Source organism: Rossellomorea sp. NS-SX7 (genome assembly GCF_052828565.1).
Genome location: NZ_CM128249.1, coordinates 782,267 through 800,914, shown reverse-complemented (window position 1 = coordinate 800,914; position 18,648 = coordinate 782,267). Strand labels below are relative to the sequence as shown.

Here is an 18,648-nt window from a genome sequence, read left to right as displayed (position 1 = left end):
GATGAAAGCCCAGACTTTTTTTATGAACATAAACTAACTGCTATTCACCATTCTGACTGGCATTCATCTTCTCTTCATAGTAAGCCACCAATACAGGATAAGCCTCCAACTCTTTTTTGCCTGTCTCATTCAGTTGGTAGACACCTCGCTGCACCCTTTCGAACCATTTATAATAGTTCTTTTGCAAAATGGATGACGTTTTGTCCCCGGTCCCAAGTTCTTTTAATGCTTTTGGTGAAAGCGGTCCAAATCTCTCAAGACAGCAAGCGATTTGGATGCAGCTTTCTTTATAGGCCGTCATGATTTTCGTTTTATTGCTGCCGCCGGTATTATAATCAGCACTACGACCTTCAATTTCCTTTATCAGGGCAGTCCTTTTCCGTTTGCTGTATGTCATGACTTTCTTACGGTCGAACGGCTGGGGATGTGCTACAAATTCAATCTTCGGCCTTTTCGTCAATGATACTGTAATCAATCCCAGTTCCAGTCTTTTTACCAAGTGGCATATGTCGTTCCATCTTCTTGAACGGGTCCGTTTTGGTTTAGGAATCGCGATATAGACAAGGTCGGTCAGCCTCTGACGTTTTGCGGCCTGGATCAATAAATCGATTGTCAATGAAAGCTTTAGTTCAACGATGACCAGTTCTTCCCCATTCACTGCCGTCAGATCGCAATCGTTCACTTCCCCGTTCACCTTGTATCCGAGTTTTGTGAAATGTTTTTGGATCGGCTGATAGAGGTCGGCTTCTTTTCTTTTTTTCTCTGTCATATGTAAAACCTTCTTCATGAATAATCTGCTAATTAAAAGTATAGACCATTTGAGCTGGTTTGTAAGGGGATTTATACAATAAGAAAGTGACGGACCCTTATGCATGGCCCGTCACTTTAATTAATCATATTTCCGTAAAACTTCAAATAATATCCAGGCTGCTTCTCATCAAGTCATTTCTCAGTTCTTAAGCACTTTTATTCCGAAGCTTTTCAACCTCATCAGCAACAAATTGGACGGATGTGCCGACGACGACTTGGATGGAGTTCGAGCCTGTGACCTTGATTCCCGGAACACCGGTCGCTTTGATTCTTTGTTGATCGACGGCATCCATATTTTTCACTTCCACACGAAGGCGGGTGATGCAGTTTTCGACGGATGTGACATTCATATCCCCGCCCAGACCGGCATAAATCTCTGCTGCCATTGCCGCAAATTTGTCTTTCTGGGAGACGGGATCTGCGATGGCACCCTCCTCTGCATCTTCTTCACGTCCCGGTGTCATCAGATTGAACTTGGCAATCAGGAATCGGAACAGGAAGTAATAAATAAGCGCAAAAACGATCCCTTGTAAAAGGAGCATATATGGCATATTTGCAAGTGGAAGTCTCGAGCTGAGTAAAAAGTCGACGAAACCTGCACTGAAGCCGAACCCGGCTGTCCATTGGAAGAATGACGCAATGGCAAGGGATAAACCGGTCAGCGCGGCATGTGCTACATAAAGCGCTGGAGCTACAAACATAAATGCGAATTCAAGAGGTTCTGTCACCCCTGTAAAAAATGAAGCAAAACCGGCGGCCAGCATGAGTGAAGCGACCTGCTTCTTCTTCGCTGGCTTCGCTGCATGATACATGGCAAGCCCGGCTGCTGGAAGCCCGAACATCATGACTGGGAAGAACCCAGCTTGATACATCCCGGTGACACCTTTCTCCCCATTGCCGGACCAGAAGTTCCCTATATCATTGATTCCAGCCACATCGAACCAGAAGACGGAATTCAATGCATGGTGAAGCCCGGTCGGAATCAGAAGACGGTTGAAGAACCCATAAAGACCTGCTCCCGTGAAGCTTAATGCACTGATTTCTTTACCAAACGACACAAGTGCAGTATAAATGACCGGCCAAACAAATAGCATGACTCCGGATACGACTAGCATCGCTACAGCCGACATGATCGGAACTAATCGTTTGCCGCTGAAGAACGCAAGCGCATCCGGCAGTTTCACATGACTGAAGCGGTTATACATGCTTGCTGCTACTAGTCCTGAGAGGATTCCGACGAATTGATTTTCTATTTTAATAAATGCAGGGTTCACACTTTCGGGATCCACTCCTTGAAGCAATGCTACTGCATTTGTAGACAGCAGTGTGGTAATGACCAGAAATGCGACCAATCCACTAAGTGCAGCGGACCCATCTTTTGTTTTCGCCATACCCAAGGCAACACCTACAGCAAATAAAACAGACATATTATCAATGATAGACGCACCGGCCTTGATCAAGAAAGCCGCTACGGGGCTATCTGCTCCCCAGCCTGTCGGATCGATCCAATAGCCGATCCCCATCAGGATCGCCGCTGCCGGCAGGACGGCAACCGGCAGCATCAATGACCGTCCGATCCTTTGTAAATAATTCATCATTTTCTTTTCCCCCTATCTTGTCAGTTCTCGGTTGATTCCTCTTTGACCCACTCATGGATAGTCGTGACATCACTTCCTGTCGTTCTGGATGCTGGAGGTTTAGTCCGGTTATGGACAAAACTCCTCTAGTAGAAACTATTCAAAAGTGGACCAGTTTAGAATCATTTGTATATACCAATGGAAACCCTTTCATTTATTTTCTCCTTAATGGACAACGGAGAAAAGAGACTTATGACTTAGTAAAATAGTTGTGGAAAATAATTGAAGGGTTGGTTGGTTTTTTCCTTGTGAATATGTCGATACATTGATCAGTTCAATGAGTTCAAAAACCTCATCAGCAGAATGCCAAGGAGGCCTATTTCCCGTTATTTATCCACTATTGTTCCGTTAGGCCTCAAGTTCTCTTCCATCCCATTCACCACCATATTCAACGTCATAATCAACAATGAGTAAGCTAAGACAGGAAAGGCAATAATGGCAGGCTCCAGCAACAACTCTTCATAGCGGGTGCCGATGATGCCCGCCCATTCAAACACAGGGGTATAGTAGACAACGAACTGATCGTGCTCCTGCCCCGGCCGGATATTCGTTCCTCCTATAAAAATATGAAAAATGGCGAGATGCAGAATGAGGGTCAGCACTTGTACAAACTGTCTTCCAAATAGAATCAAAAGCCGGGGAAACAAATGAGGGAAGACATGCACTCTTGATATATGCCATCGATTTCCCCCGAGAACTCGGGCACTTTCCATAAATTCAAATGTATGGATATGATCGGCCGTTTCAGCGACCACCTTCACAAGGGTGGGAATACCGACAATCGTCAGTACAACGAGTTGCAAAACAACTGTCTCCCCGAATGACAAAGGAGGTGTACTTCTCAAATTATATAAAATATAGGGAGCCAGCCAAATGATGGCCAAAAGAGACTGAGGGATATAATGAAAAGCTTGAAAAAATCCGGTCATCCACCCGGATGCGACCATCCTCCTCGCCATCAATCCAAGAATACCGGCAGTCAGTACCCTTATCGCTGTTACCAACAATGCAAACATTACGGTCCATTTAGCACCGGAAATGATTAAATGAAAGAGATCATTTCCTTCTCGATCAGCTCCCAGCCAGTGAGTCTTGGAAATCGGATATGGCGGCGTATCAATCAATGCACCATTCTCATCATACATAAACCTCTCCACTTCAGGTGCTTCCCGAAAGATCGTCCAGCCAAAGCTGAGAAGCAGTATGACCATGAGTACGATCAAACCCATATAATAGGATTTTATCCTTCCTTTCTTCATCATTTTCCAGTGCCCCCAATCGTTTTCCCATAGAATTTCGCCCGATAATGTATAGTTCCTTTTATGCCTGCAAAAAAAGGTGTCATGAGCATGATGATAAGGAAGGCGCGTGAAGAGGCAGGCTGATCTCCTATGATGAAGCTCATGACACCTTCACTATGAAACAACAACTCCAATACGATCAGGTTCGTGAAAACGAGAAGAATCAGTGCAGGCACATGTGCGATTGCTTCCATCACTGTATTCCTGAACAGATGATGTAACGAGATATACCCGTTACTGAGCCCTTTTGACTTTGCAAATAAGACATATTCCTTTTCCTTCTCTTCATCAATCAATAGCGTCTGCAGCCGGAATAAATAGATGGCCGGGACGATGCTCAATGTAAATAGAGGAAGGAAGAAAAGTCGATGCTGCGGCGTGGAATAGGCTGCTGCAATTTCCCAGCCGGTTTGCTTATAGATCCATACTAACGCTAACTGTATACTGAAAATAAAAAACACATCAGGGAGAGCCTCCATAACCTGCGCCAGCTTAACGACATATCTCCTTATTGAAGAGCTGCAGCATGATACCAACACACTTGCTGAAGAAGCCGTCGCCACTGCAATCAACAGACTGCCTGCCAACAGGAGGAAGCTGTAAGAATAAAGGTCTAACATGTACGGAAATAACGGCTTTTCCGTCATCTGCTGGTGAAATACTACGGAGCGTGCTTCCGGCATCTTCGGAAAAGATCTGGTTTCAGAATGAGAATAATAAGAAAGTTCTCCCGGCCTGGAGATTTCTTCTGCAATGGTATAAACAGAGCCGGCAAAGCTGTTCACCCCTGTAACCAGCGAGGGTGAAGCAAGTAAGAAAATGATTCCAAAACAAGTCAGCACATACTCAAAAAAACCCTTCTTTGCACCTATATAAATACTCTTCATGTCAGATCCGGCTCATAAATGAATTGTTCTAATAAAGGAAGGGATATAAATTGGCTGAGATCGGCTCTTAAAGACTCCATCCTTTTCCTGTTTCCGCTATAAAAAATGTAGTAGCCCCTTCTCTCACTCTTCACCAGCCCCGCTCTTTGAAGAATCTTGATATGATTGGAAACAGTGGCATCCGCCAACCGATGCTTTTCTGCCAGCTGCTTTGTACTGTATGGGTGGGTCAATACATCACGTAAAATCTTTAATCGGCTGGCTTCTCCCAACGCTTTGAACAAGTCTATCAAATCATCTGGCGGCTCATCGTCTCCTGCCTCCATTTCAGGCACTGCGACATGGAGCCCCAAACAGATCCTTGCAGGATAGACTCCAAGCATGACGTGAGGCGTGATGAAGGTAGAAGGCTGAAGGGTGATCCTGCTATATTCCTTCAAACGAAATTCATATGTTTCTCCCTTTTGAACCTTGAGACTCTCTGAATCTACAGAAACATCCGGATGTACTTCATTTAAAGCCGTCAGCAGGTGGTGATCAAGCTTTTGCTGGAACACAGAGGATGCTTTAGCTATCCATGGTTGAATCCGAAATAACTCCCGTGCAAACAGTTTCTCGTTATATTCATAGAACAAATGATGAAGTCTTTCTTTCCATTTCCCTGGGTATGAAACTAGCTCCTTCTGCTCAATCGTCAATGGCGACATGGGATGATCCCTTCTCCATGCCCTGATATCAGCCATCGAATACTGCTCCCCCAACAGATAGAATACAAATGCATCGTCCGTCATGCTGCAAATAAATTCAATCGCTTCCTCCGGTGTTTTTTCATTCAATTCATATTCATTCCGTATATTGATCAAATAAAACCAATCATATGATAGGGCTCCCACTCTGCGGATTTCCTCAAGCATCCAGCCAGGCAGCATCGCTGCCGCCTCTTCAGCCCATTTCTTCCTGTAAGGATGGTGAACCGGATTACTAAGCACATGCATACTCGCCATCATTTCATTAAAAGGTGAAAAAGCAATGTCTATATTCATCAACAGCCTCCACAACTGATTAGGTGATCACCTAATCAAATTTGACAATTCTGTAAATTAAGAATAATTTACAGAATCAGGGTGTTGTTGTCAATAAAAAATATAATCTCCCTTCACTTCGACCATTTCTGAACACAAAAACAGACCTCCAGGGAAAGGGTCCCATGGAGGTCTATCAATAAGTTTATGGAAGTTCAGTTGTTCCCATCAAGAAGCGGTCGCATTCACGTGCCGCCCCGCGTCCTTCGTTGATCGCCCAGACGATCAGACTTTGACCGCGGCGCATATCTCCGGCTGCAAAGACGCCTTCGACATTTGTCATGTACTTATCATATTCGGCATCGACAGTCGAGTTGCTTTTCGTTTCGATTTCAAGCTCCTTCAACAAGCCTTGTTCAGGACCGCTGAAGCCGATCGCAAGCAGCACTAGGTCAGCAGGCCATACTTTTTCCGTGCCTGGAAGCTCTTCACGGATACGATTGCCGTTTTCATCAATCTTCAATGAAACGTTCACCGTGTGAACTTCTTTGATATGCCCTTCTTCATCGCCGACGAATTTCTTCGTCATGACCGCATAGGCACGCGGATCATGACCGAATACTTCTTCCGCTTCCTTCTGCCCGTATTCCACACGATGGATGATCGGATACTGCGGCCAAGGATTCCCCACTTCATCGCGGATCGCTCCTTTTTTCGCATAGATATCGAATTGTGTCAGGCTCTTGCAGTTATGTCTGATGGAAGTCGCCAGGCAATCAGTACCTGTATCCCCACCGCCGATGACAATCACGTTTTTACCTGCTGCAGAAAGGTAGTTTCCATCTTCAAAATTGGAATCCAATAAGCTTTTTGTGTTCGCATGAAGGAAATCCATTGCATAATGCACGCCTTTTAAGTTTCTTCCTTCAACTTCTAAATTACGATGAACGGTCGCACCTCCACAAAGGATGACTGCATCAAATTCACTTTTTAGTTCTGAAGAGGAAATATCCTTTCCTACTTCTGTATTTGTAACAAACTTGATGCCCTCTTTTTCAAGAATATCCACACGTCGCTTAACGATAGAATATGGAAGTTTCATTTCAGGAATCCCATAGGTCAACAGTCCGCCAACGCGGTCATTCCGTTCAAATACCGTCACCAGATGACCTGCTTTGTTGAGCTGGGCAGCGGCCGCTAACCCGGCAGGACCGGAGCCGACCACTGCCACCCTTTTACCAGTACGGATTTCAGGCGGCTGAGGAACGACCCAGCCTTCTTCAAACCCTTTCTCGATAATGGACCTTTCCACCGTTCGGATTGCGACAGGAGGTTCATTGATACCAAGGACACATGCCCCTTCACAAGGTGCCGGGCAGGCAAAGCCTGTGAACTCCGGGAAGTTATTCATTTCATGCTCCCGCTTCAATGCTTCCTTCCATTGTCCTTGATACACCAGATCATTCCACTCTGGAATCAAATGATAAACAGGACAGCCAGTCGTGACCCCCTCAAGTTCCATGCCGGACTGGCAGGTAGGAACGCCGCAGTCCATGCAGCGCGCTCCTTGTTTCCTGACCTCTTCCTCAGAAAGAGGAATCGTATAGTCATGCCAGTCTTTTGTACGATCGGCAGGACTCCTTTCATCTAGTGGTTTTCGCTTATATTCCATGAAACCAGTTGGTTTTCCCATTCATATCCCCCTTCTTTTTTTATAGGAAATTAGAAATTCAACTTTGAGAATTGTCCAGCTCCGGCGGCTAGCCCCTCGAGACGTTTCGGTCCGCCCAATGAAGTCAAAGAACGACTTCACCGGTCGGTCCTCCAACGCTTGTCGGGGCTGATCAAGGCGCTTCCGCTTTATTTATTTAGCCGGCTCTAAAATTTTTGTACTTTCTTCGAAGGCAGTCATTTCAGCTTCGTATTTCTCTAATCCACTGTCTTCCAGTTCTGAAATTCGCTCTTTCATTTTCAGATAGGATTTCGGGATCACTCGTACAAATTTGGATACATACGCATCCCAATTAGCCAATATCTTTTTACCATTCGCACTGTTTGTATAGTTAACATAGTTTTGAATCAAGTCATAGACTTCCTTTGTTTCTTCCGGGTCGAATAATGGCTGCAGAAGGACAAGCTCCCTATTGCAGCGGGAAGTGAACGACCCGTCTTCATCCAATACATAAGCGGTTCCGCCGGACATTCCAGCAGCAAAATTCCGCCCTGTGCGGCCAAGAATGACAACCTTTCCGCCAGTCATGTATTCACAGCCATGGTCACCGACACCTTCCACGACTACATTCGCACCGCTGTTCCTTACGCAGAAACGTTCCCCGGCAATTCCATAGATGTATGCTTCACCAGCTGAAGCTCCGTAAAATGATACGTTACCGATGATTGTATTGCGTTCGGGGATGAACGTTGATGTCGGGTCAGGATGAACGATGATTTTACCTCCGGACAACCCTTTACCTACGAAGTCATTCGCGTCCCCTACCAGGCGTAACGTCAATCCTTTCGGGATATACGCCCCAAAACTTTGACCTGCAGATCCCGTAAACTTCAGGCGGATTGTGTCTTCCGGAAGTCCTTCAGCCCCGTAGCGCTTCGTTATTTCGCTTCCAAGCATCGTACCCGTCACACGGTTGATGTTCCGGATGGCAGTCGAGACTTCGATCGGCTCCTTGTTTTCGATCGCTTTGCGGCATCTCGGGATCAGCTCTTGGTAATCGAATGTCTTCTCAAGCTCATGATCCTGTTTTCTGACGGCGTATCTGCTTACTTTCTCAGGTACATCCGGCTGATAAAGAAGCGCGGACAAATCAAGCCCTTTCGCTTTCCAATGGTCGATTGCTTCATTTGTTTCCAGTACATCGGTCCTTCCGATCATTTCATTGATCGTTCTGAAACCAAGCTCTGCCATCAGCTCTCTCGCTTCCTGTGCAACAAATCGCATGAAGTTTGCCACATGTTCGGGGTCACCCATGTATTTCTTGCGAAGCTCAGGGTCCTGTGTCGCAATGCCGACAGGACATGTGTTCATATGGCACACACGCATCATGACGCAGCCAAGGACAACAAGCGGTGCAGTCGAGAAACCGAATTCTTCCGCTCCCAATAAGGAAGCTACAACCACATCACGGCCAGTCATCATTTTCCCGTCTGTCTCGACGACAATACGATCACGCAGGCGGTTTAAGAGCAGGGTTTGATGGGCTTCTGCGAGTCCGATTTCCCAAGGCAGTCCGGTATGTTTCAAGCTTGTTCTTGGTGCAGCCCCTGTTCCTCCGTCGTATCCTGAGATGAGCACTACATCGGCACGGCCTTTTGCCACACCTGCAGCAATCGTCCCAACGCCGACAGCCGATACCAGTTTCACACTGATACGTGCCTGTGGGTTTGCATTTTTTAAGTTATGAATCAATTCTGCAAGATCCTCGATCGAATAGATGTCATGGTGAGGCGGAGGAGATATAAGTTCCACGCCAGGAGTGGATCCGCGCACCTCTGCCACCCATGGATAAACCTTCTTGCCAGGCAGATGTCCGCCTTCCCCCGGCTTCGCACCTTGAGCGACTTTGATCTGGATTTCGTCCGCATTGACAAGGTAGTGGCTCGTCACACCGAATCGTCCGGAAGCAACCTGCTTGATGGAACTGCGTCGAAGGTCTCCATTTTCATCCCGTGTGAAACGGTTTGGATGCTCGCCGCCTTCACCGGAGTTGCTTCGCCCGCCGATGCGGTTCATGGCAATCGCCAGAGCTTCATGGGCTTCCTGACTGATTGAACCGAATGACATCGCACCTGTCTTGAATCTCTTACAGATTTCTTCCACCGATTCAACTTCCTCGATCGGAACCGGCTGTCTTTCCTTGAAGGTAAGCAGTCCACGCAGGGATTGCAGATTTTGTTTCTCATCTGTCAGCATTTTTGAATATGTCTTGAACGTATCATAATTGTTCGTTCTGCATGCATGCTGCAGGGTATGGATGGTACTTGGATTATATTGGTGATCTTCACCGTTTTTACGGTACTGAAATTCATCACCGGATTCCAGCGTACGGTTAGTGTCTTTTCTGTGCACAAATGCCTTACGGTGTCTCATCAACACTTCTTTTTCAATGATATCGAGTTTGATTCCGCCCAATCTTGAGGCAGTGCGCGTGAAGTATTTATCGATTACTTCCTTGTGAATGCCAATCGCTTCAAAGATTTGGGCACCTCGGTAACTCTGGATTGTTGATATCCCCATTTTAGAGAGCACCTTCATGACTCCATCCGTAGCAGCCTTCACATATGTCTTGACTGCTTCTCTGTGTGTCGTTTGCTTAAGCTCCCCTTTATTGACAAGGTCACGCAGGGATTCATAGGCCAAGTAAGGAGTGATGGCTTCCGCACCATATCCGAGAAGTGTAGCGAAATGATGGACTTCCCTTGGCTCTCCGGATTCAACCAGCAGGCTGACCTTGGTTCGTGTTCGCTGACGGATCAAGTGCTGATGCAGACCGGAAACCGCAAGCAAGGCCGGGATGGCTGCACGCTCTTTCGTCACCCCTCTGTCAGACAAGATTAGAAGGGTGGCTCCCTCTTCGATGGCACTGTCGGCTCTGGCAAATAATTTATCCAGTGCGCCTTCGAGCTGGTCCTCTTCTTCCGTTACGTTAAACAAGGTGGATAATGTGACCGCCTTGAAGCCTTCTTCGTTCTGATAACGCAGTCTTTCCAGCTCTTCCGTTGTAAGGACAGGCGTCTCCAGGCGGATATGCCTGCAGCTTTCAGGACCTGGATCGACAAGGTTTCCTTCCGCTCCGATCGTTGTGCCTACAGACGTGACGATCTGTTCACGTATTGCATCGATCGGTGGATTGGTTACCTGGGCAAACAGCTGCTTGAAATAGTTATAAAGAAGCTGCGGCTTTTTCGATAAGACAGCAAGAGGAGAATCGTACCCCATCGAACCTACCGGATCTTTACCATCCGTCACCATCGGTTTGATGATTTTATTGATTTCCTCTGTTGTATAACCAAATGCCTGCTGCTGGACCAATACTTCCTCAGAGGTATAGATTTCTGATCCGTATGGTGCTTCAGGCAGATCCTTCAATTCTTTTTTGTGATTGTTCAGCCAATGTCTATACGGCTGCTCATTTGCCACTCTGAGTTTGATCTCTTCATCCGGGATCATTCTTCCTTTCTCCAAATCGACCAGGAGCATTTTCCCGGGCTGAAGGCGATCTTTGTAGACGATATCATCAGCAAAGATATCGAGTGCCCCTACTTCAGATCCAAGGACAATCATCCCATTCTTCGTGACATAGTATCTTGCAGGCCGGAGTCCGTTACGGTCAAGGCATGCCCCGATTTGCTTACCATCTGTAAATACAAGTGCCGCCGGTCCGTCCCACGGCTCCATCAGGCAGCTGTGATATTCGTAGAAATCCTTCTTCTTAGGATGGATGGTATCATCATTTTCCCAAGGCTCCGGCACCATCATCATTGCTGTATGAGCAAGCGATCTTCCTGACAGATGAAGAAACTCAAATGCATTATCGAACATGGATGAGTCACTGCCCGTCTCATCGATGACCGGAAGGATCTTCTCTAGATCTTCTTCACTGAATGCAGACGAGTGGCACAGCTGTTCACGCGCTCTCATCCAATTGACGTTTCCTCTTAATGTATTAAATTCTCCATTGTGGATGGTATATCGGTTAGGGTGTGATCGCTGCCAGCTTGGAAATGTATTCGTACTGAAGCGGGAATGCACCAGTGCCAGTGCGGATTGGAACTCAGGGTGATTGAGGTCGATGTAAAAGGAATCCAGCTGTTCGGGAATGAGCATCCCTTTGTATACAATGGTTGTGGAAGATAAGCTGCACAAGTATACATCCTTTAGTTCCTCAATCTGTGATGTTTCTTTCTCGATTCGTTTTCGGATGACATAGAGCTTTCTTTCAAAGTCCATCCTTGTTTTCATGTCATCAGAAGCACCGATGAACACTTGCCGGATAAACGGCTTCGATTTTGAAGCGACTTTCCCAACGAATGAATCATTGATCGGTACAGGTCTCCATCCGAGCGTCTTCTGTCCTTCTTCTTCTATGATGCGTTCAAATAATTCTTTACTCTGCATCCGAGAGTCATAATGTTCTGGAAGGAACACCATACCTACTCCGTATTCACCTTCACCAGGTAAATGGATATCTTCTTTTTCACATTGCTTTTTGAAAAATCTGTGAGGAATTTGGGTAAGGATACCTGCACCGTCACCAGTGCTTGTATCGGCGGATTGTCCTCCGCGGTGTTCAAGGTTACAAAGGATATTAATCGCGTTTTGAACGATGTTGTGTGACTTTCTGCCATCTATATTGGCAATCATTCCAATACCGCATGCTTCATGTTCATGCGCCGGATCATACAACCCCTGCGCCACAGGAAGATTATTTTTCATTCATAATGTCCCCCTCTTCATAACTACTATTATTGAAAGATAATAAAATCTTTTAATCGAATTTTCTTAATTTTTGTTAGTATATCATGAAATTTAGAAAAAACGAAAAATTTAGTTAATGGTTTTAGCCCTTTTACCACCTTTATTTGGGGAATATTGTGAGGAAAATAAGGAGGAAAATTTATCATTTGACTAAATTTTCAAAAACTTTAAAACCTTGCTATTTCAATAAAGAAATCGTTTACAAAAATCTGTTTTCCTAGAGATACATAGTTATAAATTTTTTTGAATTTTTATGTGAATTTTTCTTACAAAAAATTTTTTTGGGGAGGCGAAATTCCATGGTTATTCTTTACGTTTCTTAGTAAGAAACAGAGTTTTTTATTTCAAATTATATAGCCGGTTTTGGTATTGATTAAACGTTTATAAATAAAAAAATAACCCCAGTGAAGATGAGGTTATTTTTTGCTGTTTTCCAATCGAGCTTCGCTTTCTACCCGGTCCATGAAGTCAGTGACCACTTTGTTGTTGTTTTTCTCCCCGCCGAGTTTGAGGAGGACTTTTCCGAGGAAGTTCAGCCCTTTGTTCTGGCCGGTGTAGATGAAGTTTGTTTCTTCTTCATTTAGTTTAACAAGGGTAAAGCTTGCTTCGACTTCGAATGCTTTTGCCAATGTGAAGCCGATTTTATTGTGTTTTCTTTCAGGCGAATTTTCAAATTCCAGATCTTCCACTATATATGTCTCGATCCGCTTCCCTTCTTTGTATTTCTGTTGATACTTAGACCCGACCACGCCTTCTTTTCTTTCCAACACCTTGTTTTCAATTACATTCGGCATGATGCGCTGAATGTTTTCAAGTTCGAACAAGCCCCAGATCACTTCGATGTTCACAGGAATGACCCGTTCTTCGTGCCATTTAATCATCCATATCCTCTCCTATTCCAAGTTCAAAGAAATCATCCATATCTTCTATGATTTCCTGCAGTCTTGCCACTTCTTCTTCTAAAGCTTTTTTCTTTTCCCTGATCAATCCTTCCAGATTTTCAAATGACTCATCGTTGACTACACGCATCATTTCCTGAATGCTGAAATTGAACCTCCTCAAATACACCAGTAATCTCGCGACAAGATAGGAACCGTTGTCATAGTATCGGTATTTGTTGTTCGGATCGATATAAACCGGCTCCAATAATCCAATATCAGCATAATAGCGGAGGGTCTCTTTGCTTAGTCCGGTCATCTTTGAAAACTCACTAACTTTGTACATTCTGGCCACCTCTCACTACGATGATAAACTATGTAGTGCACTACATGGTCAATGGTTTTTTATAAAGTATCGCTGCTAAACACCGCTGCCCGATTCCGTGCAAGACTTCGCTTTCCGCGGGCGGCCGGTGAGCCTCCTCGTCGCTATGATCCTGCGGGTTAGAAAAGCGGAGGCGGCTTGCTTAGAGGCGAAAAGCATAAGACAGGGCAGCCATAAAGGCGCTATTTGCCTTTTTGGATGGCATGGCTTATGTCTCGAGCCTCTAGCCGCTGGAGCTGGACAAAAAGAAAAGCGGAGGGGCTTAGGCGGGTGGCATAAGGAGAATCGACCACGAAGGTGTTCTTTGCCTTCTTGGTCGGTTTGACTTATGACATGTGCCTCTAAGCCCCGCAGCTGGACAAAAAGAAAAGCGGAGGGGCTTTGCCCAGAGGCGGGTGGCATAAGGCGAATCGGCCACGAAGGCGTTCTTTGCCTTCTTGGACGAGTTGACTTATGACATGTGCCTCTAAGCCCTGGAGCTGGACAAGTCTCACCTGTCTCGCTTTTCCCGCAGGAGTCTTCGTCTTGCACTCCAATCAACAGCTGAAGTCAACTTCACAAAAAAACTACCTCTTCAACATGTGAAAAGGCAAGCATATTCACCACGACATTTTCCGGGAAATATTGACTATATTTCGACAAGAACCTGCTAAGGGATAGTGCGCGTGTGTCAGTTACTTGTAACAAGTCTTTGTCTGCCAGCAACCACACCTTTTACTGCTTCTACCGCTTCTACAATCGTGTTCACCTTCAGGATGATTTTTTGGTCTTCGCTATACATTTCTGCTGTATGTAAATATCTTGGGTCATAATAGTATTCGAGAAGCAATTCCAGTACCGCTTCATAATTTAGCCTTTTCAGTTCTTCTTCGATCGTATTGGCGACCGGGCTGTGAATGCGGCGTTTGATCTTTCTGAATGCTTCTACAAATTCTTCGTGATGTTCATATAGCTTGTATTCTTTCAGAATATGGGCGATTCTTTCCTCGATTGGCAGTTCGATGAAGATGTGGGTGGCTTCCTCTTTTTTATTCAATAGGAAAGGAGGAAGCAGAATTTTTCCGATTCGTTTACTTTCAGCTTCGAACATAACAAACGGTGCTTGCTGAAGTCCCTTCACTTCTTTTATTAGAAGGGAATCGAATGTCTTCTGATTAACAGGGGACATGCCGATAGCACCGAACACTGAGCCGCGGTGATCAGCCAGTCCCTCAATATCAAGGATCGGCAGTCCCTGGTTTTTCAACTCGTGAAGGATAGCCGTTTTCCCAGTTCCGGTTCCCCCATTCAGCACATATGCTTTCGGTTTCATTTCAAGAGATTCAAGCTGCTTCATCACCCAATGACGATAAGCGCGCACTCCCCCTTGGATCCTGTATGGTTTGATTCCCATCAAATCCAGGAACGTTGCGGCTGCTTTACTCCTCATTCCGCCGCGCCAGCAGAAGACCACTTTTTCACCTGGCAGCTCTTTAAATTGTTTTATAAAGGCAGGAAGCTTTGCTGAGAAAATTTCAAGGCCCCTGTCTGTGGCCGCCTCTTTACTCACTTGCTTGTAAAGTGTTCCGACCTCCGCTCTTTCTTCGTCATCGAAGACCGGGATATTGATGCTTCCCGGTATTGTCATATCTTCATATTCTGAGGGGGAACGAACATCGACAAAAACAAGGTCTTCTTGGCAGAGTTCCAATAATTCATTAATCGAAATGTCGTTGAACAAACTGCTTCACCTCTTTTTAATACCTGATTCCATTATGGTCAAAATGAAAGCAAGTTATGATGTGAATAACTTACTTTTATAGTAATCTATTCACCAGTCGTTTACTATCACCTGACGGAAATAAAAAGGGGCTGGGACAAAACTAAAAAACTACCACATAAAGACGAACAATTTCAGTGTAGGCTCTTAATACCGCTAATGATTTCCGTGCAAGACTTCGCTTTCCGCGGGTAGCCCGTGAGCCTCCTCGGCTTCGCCTGCGGGGTCTCACATGTCTAGCTACAGGGCTTAGAGGCACAGGTCATAAGCCAAACCGACCAAGAAGGCAAAGAACGCCTTCGTGGCCGGTTCGTCTTATGCCCCCCGCCTCTGAGCAAAGCCCTTCCGCTTTTCTGATAAGCTACTCTTCCCGCAGGAGTCTTCGTCTTGCACTCCAATCAACCGCTAGAGAGAGCTAAATCTAAATGTTCATTTGATCAAATTAAAAACCCGAACTAATTTGTCTTTTATACCACAAATTAGTTCGGGTTTTACTTAGGTTAAAACACTTTTGTCCCAGCCTCTTAAATCAATTTCAAGGCGTCCGTGTCTGCAATGATCGTTACATTGGGATGTTCCTTTAGAATGGAAGCCGGGAAGTGTTCGCTCACTTCATTTTCCATCAGTTTCTTCAATGCTTCCTGTTTTGATTTCCCTGAAGCGAGAAGGAGGATTTCCCTGCTTTTCATAATGCTTGAGATGCCCATCGTGATTGCCTTCCGCGGTACTTCTTCAAGCGAAGAAAAATAACGGGCATTTGCTTCCCGGGTCGAGGGTGTCAGTTCCACAATATGGGTGCCTGATTGAAAGGAAGTACCGGGTTCGTTAAACCCGATATGCCCATTTGCTCCGATACCCAGGATTTGAAGGTCGATGCCTCCTGCTTCTTCCATCATATTTTCATAGCGATCGCATTCCTCCCCAAGGTCTGCTGCCGTGCCCGATGGGATGTGCGTGTTATCGGGGGAAATATCTATATGTGAGAAAAGATTCGTGTACATATATTGAAAATAGCTATTCGGATCCTTCTTCGATAGACCGATGTATTCGTCCAGATTAAAGGTTTTGACACCCTTGTAGGAAGTGCCGTTCACATGATGATCTTCTATGAGTTCCCCGTAAAGGCCTTGCGGTGTTCCTCCCGTCGCAAGCCCAAGTGTCATACAATCCAAGCTTCTGACTTTCCCGATCACATGTTGTGCCGCTTTTTCACTCATTTGTTTATAGTCAGACACTTCTATGATTCTCACGCTTCTCCATCTCCTCTTACATAAGCGATTTTTCCTTTACAAATGGTCATGAACACGTCCATCTGTTCATCAAGGATCACTAGATCGGCATCTTTTCCAGCAGCTATGCTTCCTTTCCTGTCGAAAACCCCCAGCTGTTTGGCCGGGTTTTCAGAAGTGATTTTCACGGCTTCCTGAACCGAACAGCCTGTATATCTTTGGATATTTTGAAATGCCGTTTTCATCTCAAGCACACTTCCTGCCAGTGTGTCTTCATCTAGAAGCGCCATGCCGTCTTTCACGGTCACCATCTGCCCGCCTAGATCATACTGACCATTTTTCAGGCATTTGGCCCGCATGGAATCAGTGATCAGTATCATCCGTTCCTCGGTGATTTGCTGAAAGGCAATATCGACTGCTTCCGGTCTGACATGAATGCCATCAGCAATCAGTTCCACCATCAATTCCTTGCGGTTGAGCGCAGCTCCGACAATCCCCGGTTCACGGTGGTGAAAACCTGACATCTGGTTAAATAAATGCGTCACATGACAAACACCTTTGTCGATTGCTTCTGACATTTCATCATACGTAGCATTGGAATGGCCGGCCGAAGCGACAATCCCATTATCCTTCAGGTGCCGAATCAATTCATGTCCTTCATCCATTTCAGGAGCGAGAGTAACGAGCTTGATATGATTCAGCGAATCCGTCTGCCACTTTTGAAATACCTCAACAGATGGGGGGACAATGTGGTCTAACGGCTGTGCCCCGGCTTTCCCGCTGTTGATAAATGGACCTTCCAGGTGGATCCCAAGAATTTCTGCCTTACCTGCTTCTTGCCCTGCCTGAATATACTCGCCCGTGTTGATTAACGCTTTTTCTATATTCTCTTTGGACTCCGTCATCGTTGTCGCGAGGAGGCTTGTCGTCCCTTCCTTTGGAAGTGTGGCGGTCATCGTGTCCAACGCCTCTTTCGTCGCATCCATCGTATCAGCACCATTCACACCGTGGATGTGGACATCGATCATGCCCGGGATGACCGATGCGTTCCGCGGCAGGGAAACGCCAACGGACTCTCCATCGTCCTGCAGCTCGCTCATTTCGCCGATTTCCGATATGATTCCACTTTCTATCTTGATAAATCCATTTTCAATGATCCCATTTTCAGCATATATTTTCTGATTGCGAATGATATAGTTCACAGGGCTGTTCATCGTTTTCTCCCCTTCCGCTTAAACATGTTCTACTGTGACTTTACCACCTTAACGCTATAGTTGTCTATACCAATTATTATTCATCCGTAATAACCTCTTATTATTCTTAAGAAAATTAACAGCCCACTCCACACTGGTATAGACATCATATAGTTTTGAATGGTAAGATGTTTGTGATTACGAACAACTCTGTAACTTCCATACGTGATTCAACTACATTTTTCAGGACGGTGACAATGAAATTGGTCAATAAAAAGTCTCCATTACCTCTGTATTACCAAATAGAAGAACATATAAAAGGAATGATCGATTCTGGTGAGCTAAAACCGGGGGACGTGCTCCCTTCTGAAAGAGAGCTTGCAGAATCCTTTACCATCAGCCGCATGACCGTTCGCCAAGCGATAACCAACCTCGTGAACAAAAACCTTCTCTACCGGAAAAAAGGGAGCGGTACATACGTTTCTCACAATAAGTTTGAACAGTCCCTCCATGGACTGACATCATTCAGTGAGGATATGAGAAGGCGCGGTCTTGTCCCTGGCAACAAGCTCATCCACTTCGAACTTTCCAGCGCAACAGAAGAATTGATTCATCATTTCTCCTTGGGGGAAGATGACCTTGTTTATAAAATCAAACGGATCCGTCTAGCGAGCGGAGAACCAATGGCCATCGAAACATCCTACATTCCCGTGAAGCTGATCCCGGGACTCAGCCAGGAAATACTGGCCCACTCACTCTATCGATACGTTGAGGAAGAAATCGGATTGAAGCTCGGCCATGCTTCCCAATCAATAGAGGCTGCCGCTGCCTCGGAAGACGATGCCAAGCATTTGAAACTAGAAATCGGAGAACCTGTTTTATTTATCCAGCGGGAGACATTCCTGGATGATGGCGCACCTTTTGAACTGGTGAAATCAACATATCGCGGCGACAAATATAAATACAAAATGAATATTGAACGGTTAAGATAAAAACTCACCCATGGGACGATGATCCCAGGGTGAGTTTTTTTTATTCTACCATTCTAACATTA

General features: G+C 45.5%; 13 protein-coding genes. 1 reads left to right on the top strand and 12 read right to left on the bottom strand.

Going from position 1 to position 18,648, the window contains the following annotated elements; all coding sequences use genetic code 11:
* Positions 1-40: 40 nt before the first annotated feature.
* The 12 genes from ACUXV2_RS03815 to nagA all read right to left on the bottom strand — a co-directional run bounded on the left by ACUXV2_RS03815 (position 41) and on the right by nagA (position 17,615).
* The gene (locus tag ACUXV2_RS03815) at positions 41-769 is read right to left on the bottom strand and encodes a DUF2161 domain-containing phosphodiesterase (protein ID WP_446245742.1); all 729 of its coding nucleotides are present in this window, start codon (positions 767-769) and stop codon (positions 41-43) included.
* A 187-nt stretch (positions 770-956) separates the two neighbouring features.
* On the bottom strand, positions 957-2,408 hold the full coding sequence (nagE, locus tag ACUXV2_RS03810; protein WP_446245741.1) for an N-acetylglucosamine-specific PTS transporter subunit IIBC: 1,452 nt from the start codon (positions 2,406-2,408) through the stop codon (positions 957-959).
* A gap of 365 nt (positions 2,409-2,773) precedes the next feature.
* Positions 2,774-3,709 carry an ABC transporter permease subunit gene (locus tag ACUXV2_RS03805; protein WP_446245740.1) on the bottom strand — a complete coding sequence of 312 codons (936 nt, stop codon included), beginning with the start codon at positions 3,707-3,709 and terminating at the stop codon, positions 2,774-2,776.
* Positions 3,706-4,635, bottom strand: coding sequence for an ABC transporter permease subunit (locus tag ACUXV2_RS03800; protein ID WP_446245739.1), 930 nt, complete (start codon positions 4,633-4,635; stop codon positions 3,706-3,708). Before ACUXV2_RS03800 ends, ACUXV2_RS03805 begins: the two co-directional genes overlap by 4 nt.
* On the bottom strand, positions 4,632-5,678 hold the full coding sequence (locus tag ACUXV2_RS03795) for a metalloregulator ArsR/SmtB family transcription factor (protein WP_446245738.1): 1,047 nt from the start codon (positions 5,676-5,678) through the stop codon (positions 4,632-4,634). The genes ACUXV2_RS03800 and ACUXV2_RS03795 overlap by 4 nt, the downstream gene beginning before the upstream one ends.
* 184 nt (positions 5,679-5,862) lie before the next feature.
* Positions 5,863-7,350, bottom strand: a complete 1,488-nt coding sequence (locus tag ACUXV2_RS03790; protein ID WP_446245737.1) for a glutamate synthase subunit beta — start codon at positions 7,348-7,350, stop codon at positions 5,863-5,865.
* A gap of 171 nt (positions 7,351-7,521) precedes the next feature.
* On the bottom strand, positions 7,522-12,108 hold the full coding sequence (gene gltB, locus ACUXV2_RS03785; RefSeq protein WP_446245736.1) for a glutamate synthase large subunit: 4,587 nt from the start codon (positions 12,106-12,108) through the stop codon (positions 7,522-7,524).
* 458 nt (positions 12,109-12,566) lie between these two features.
* Positions 12,567-13,031, bottom strand: a complete 465-nt coding sequence (locus tag ACUXV2_RS03780) for an SRPBCC family protein (RefSeq protein WP_446245735.1) — start codon at positions 13,029-13,031, stop codon at positions 12,567-12,569.
* A complete protein-coding gene (locus ACUXV2_RS03775; RefSeq protein WP_446245734.1) occupies positions 13,024-13,374 on the bottom strand; it encodes a MerR family transcriptional regulator in 351 nt (116 codons plus the stop codon). The genes ACUXV2_RS03780 and ACUXV2_RS03775 overlap by 8 nt, the downstream gene beginning before the upstream one ends.
* Positions 13,375-14,083: 709 nt before the next feature.
* Positions 14,084-15,133 carry a tRNA 2-selenouridine(34) synthase MnmH gene (gene mnmH, locus ACUXV2_RS03770; protein WP_446245733.1) on the bottom strand — a complete coding sequence of 350 codons (1,050 nt, stop codon included), beginning with the start codon at positions 15,131-15,133 and terminating at the stop codon, positions 14,084-14,086.
* Positions 15,134-15,696: 563 nt separating this feature from the next.
* Complete coding sequence (gene nagB, locus ACUXV2_RS03765) at positions 15,697-16,422, bottom strand: glucosamine-6-phosphate deaminase (RefSeq protein ID WP_446245732.1); 726 nt, start codon at positions 16,420-16,422, stop codon at positions 15,697-15,699.
* Positions 16,419-17,615, bottom strand: a complete 1,197-nt coding sequence (gene nagA, locus ACUXV2_RS03760) for an N-acetylglucosamine-6-phosphate deacetylase (protein WP_446245731.1) — start codon at positions 17,613-17,615, stop codon at positions 16,419-16,421. The genes nagB and nagA overlap by 4 nt, the downstream gene beginning before the upstream one ends.
* Before the next feature lie 242 nt (positions 17,616-17,857).
* Between nagA and ACUXV2_RS03755 the strand changes: the two genes are divergently transcribed.
* Positions 17,858-18,586 carry a GntR family transcriptional regulator gene (locus ACUXV2_RS03755; RefSeq protein WP_446246996.1) on the top strand — a complete coding sequence of 243 codons (729 nt, stop codon included), beginning with the start codon at positions 17,858-17,860 and terminating at the stop codon, positions 18,584-18,586.
* Positions 18,587-18,648: the final 62 nt, after the last annotated feature.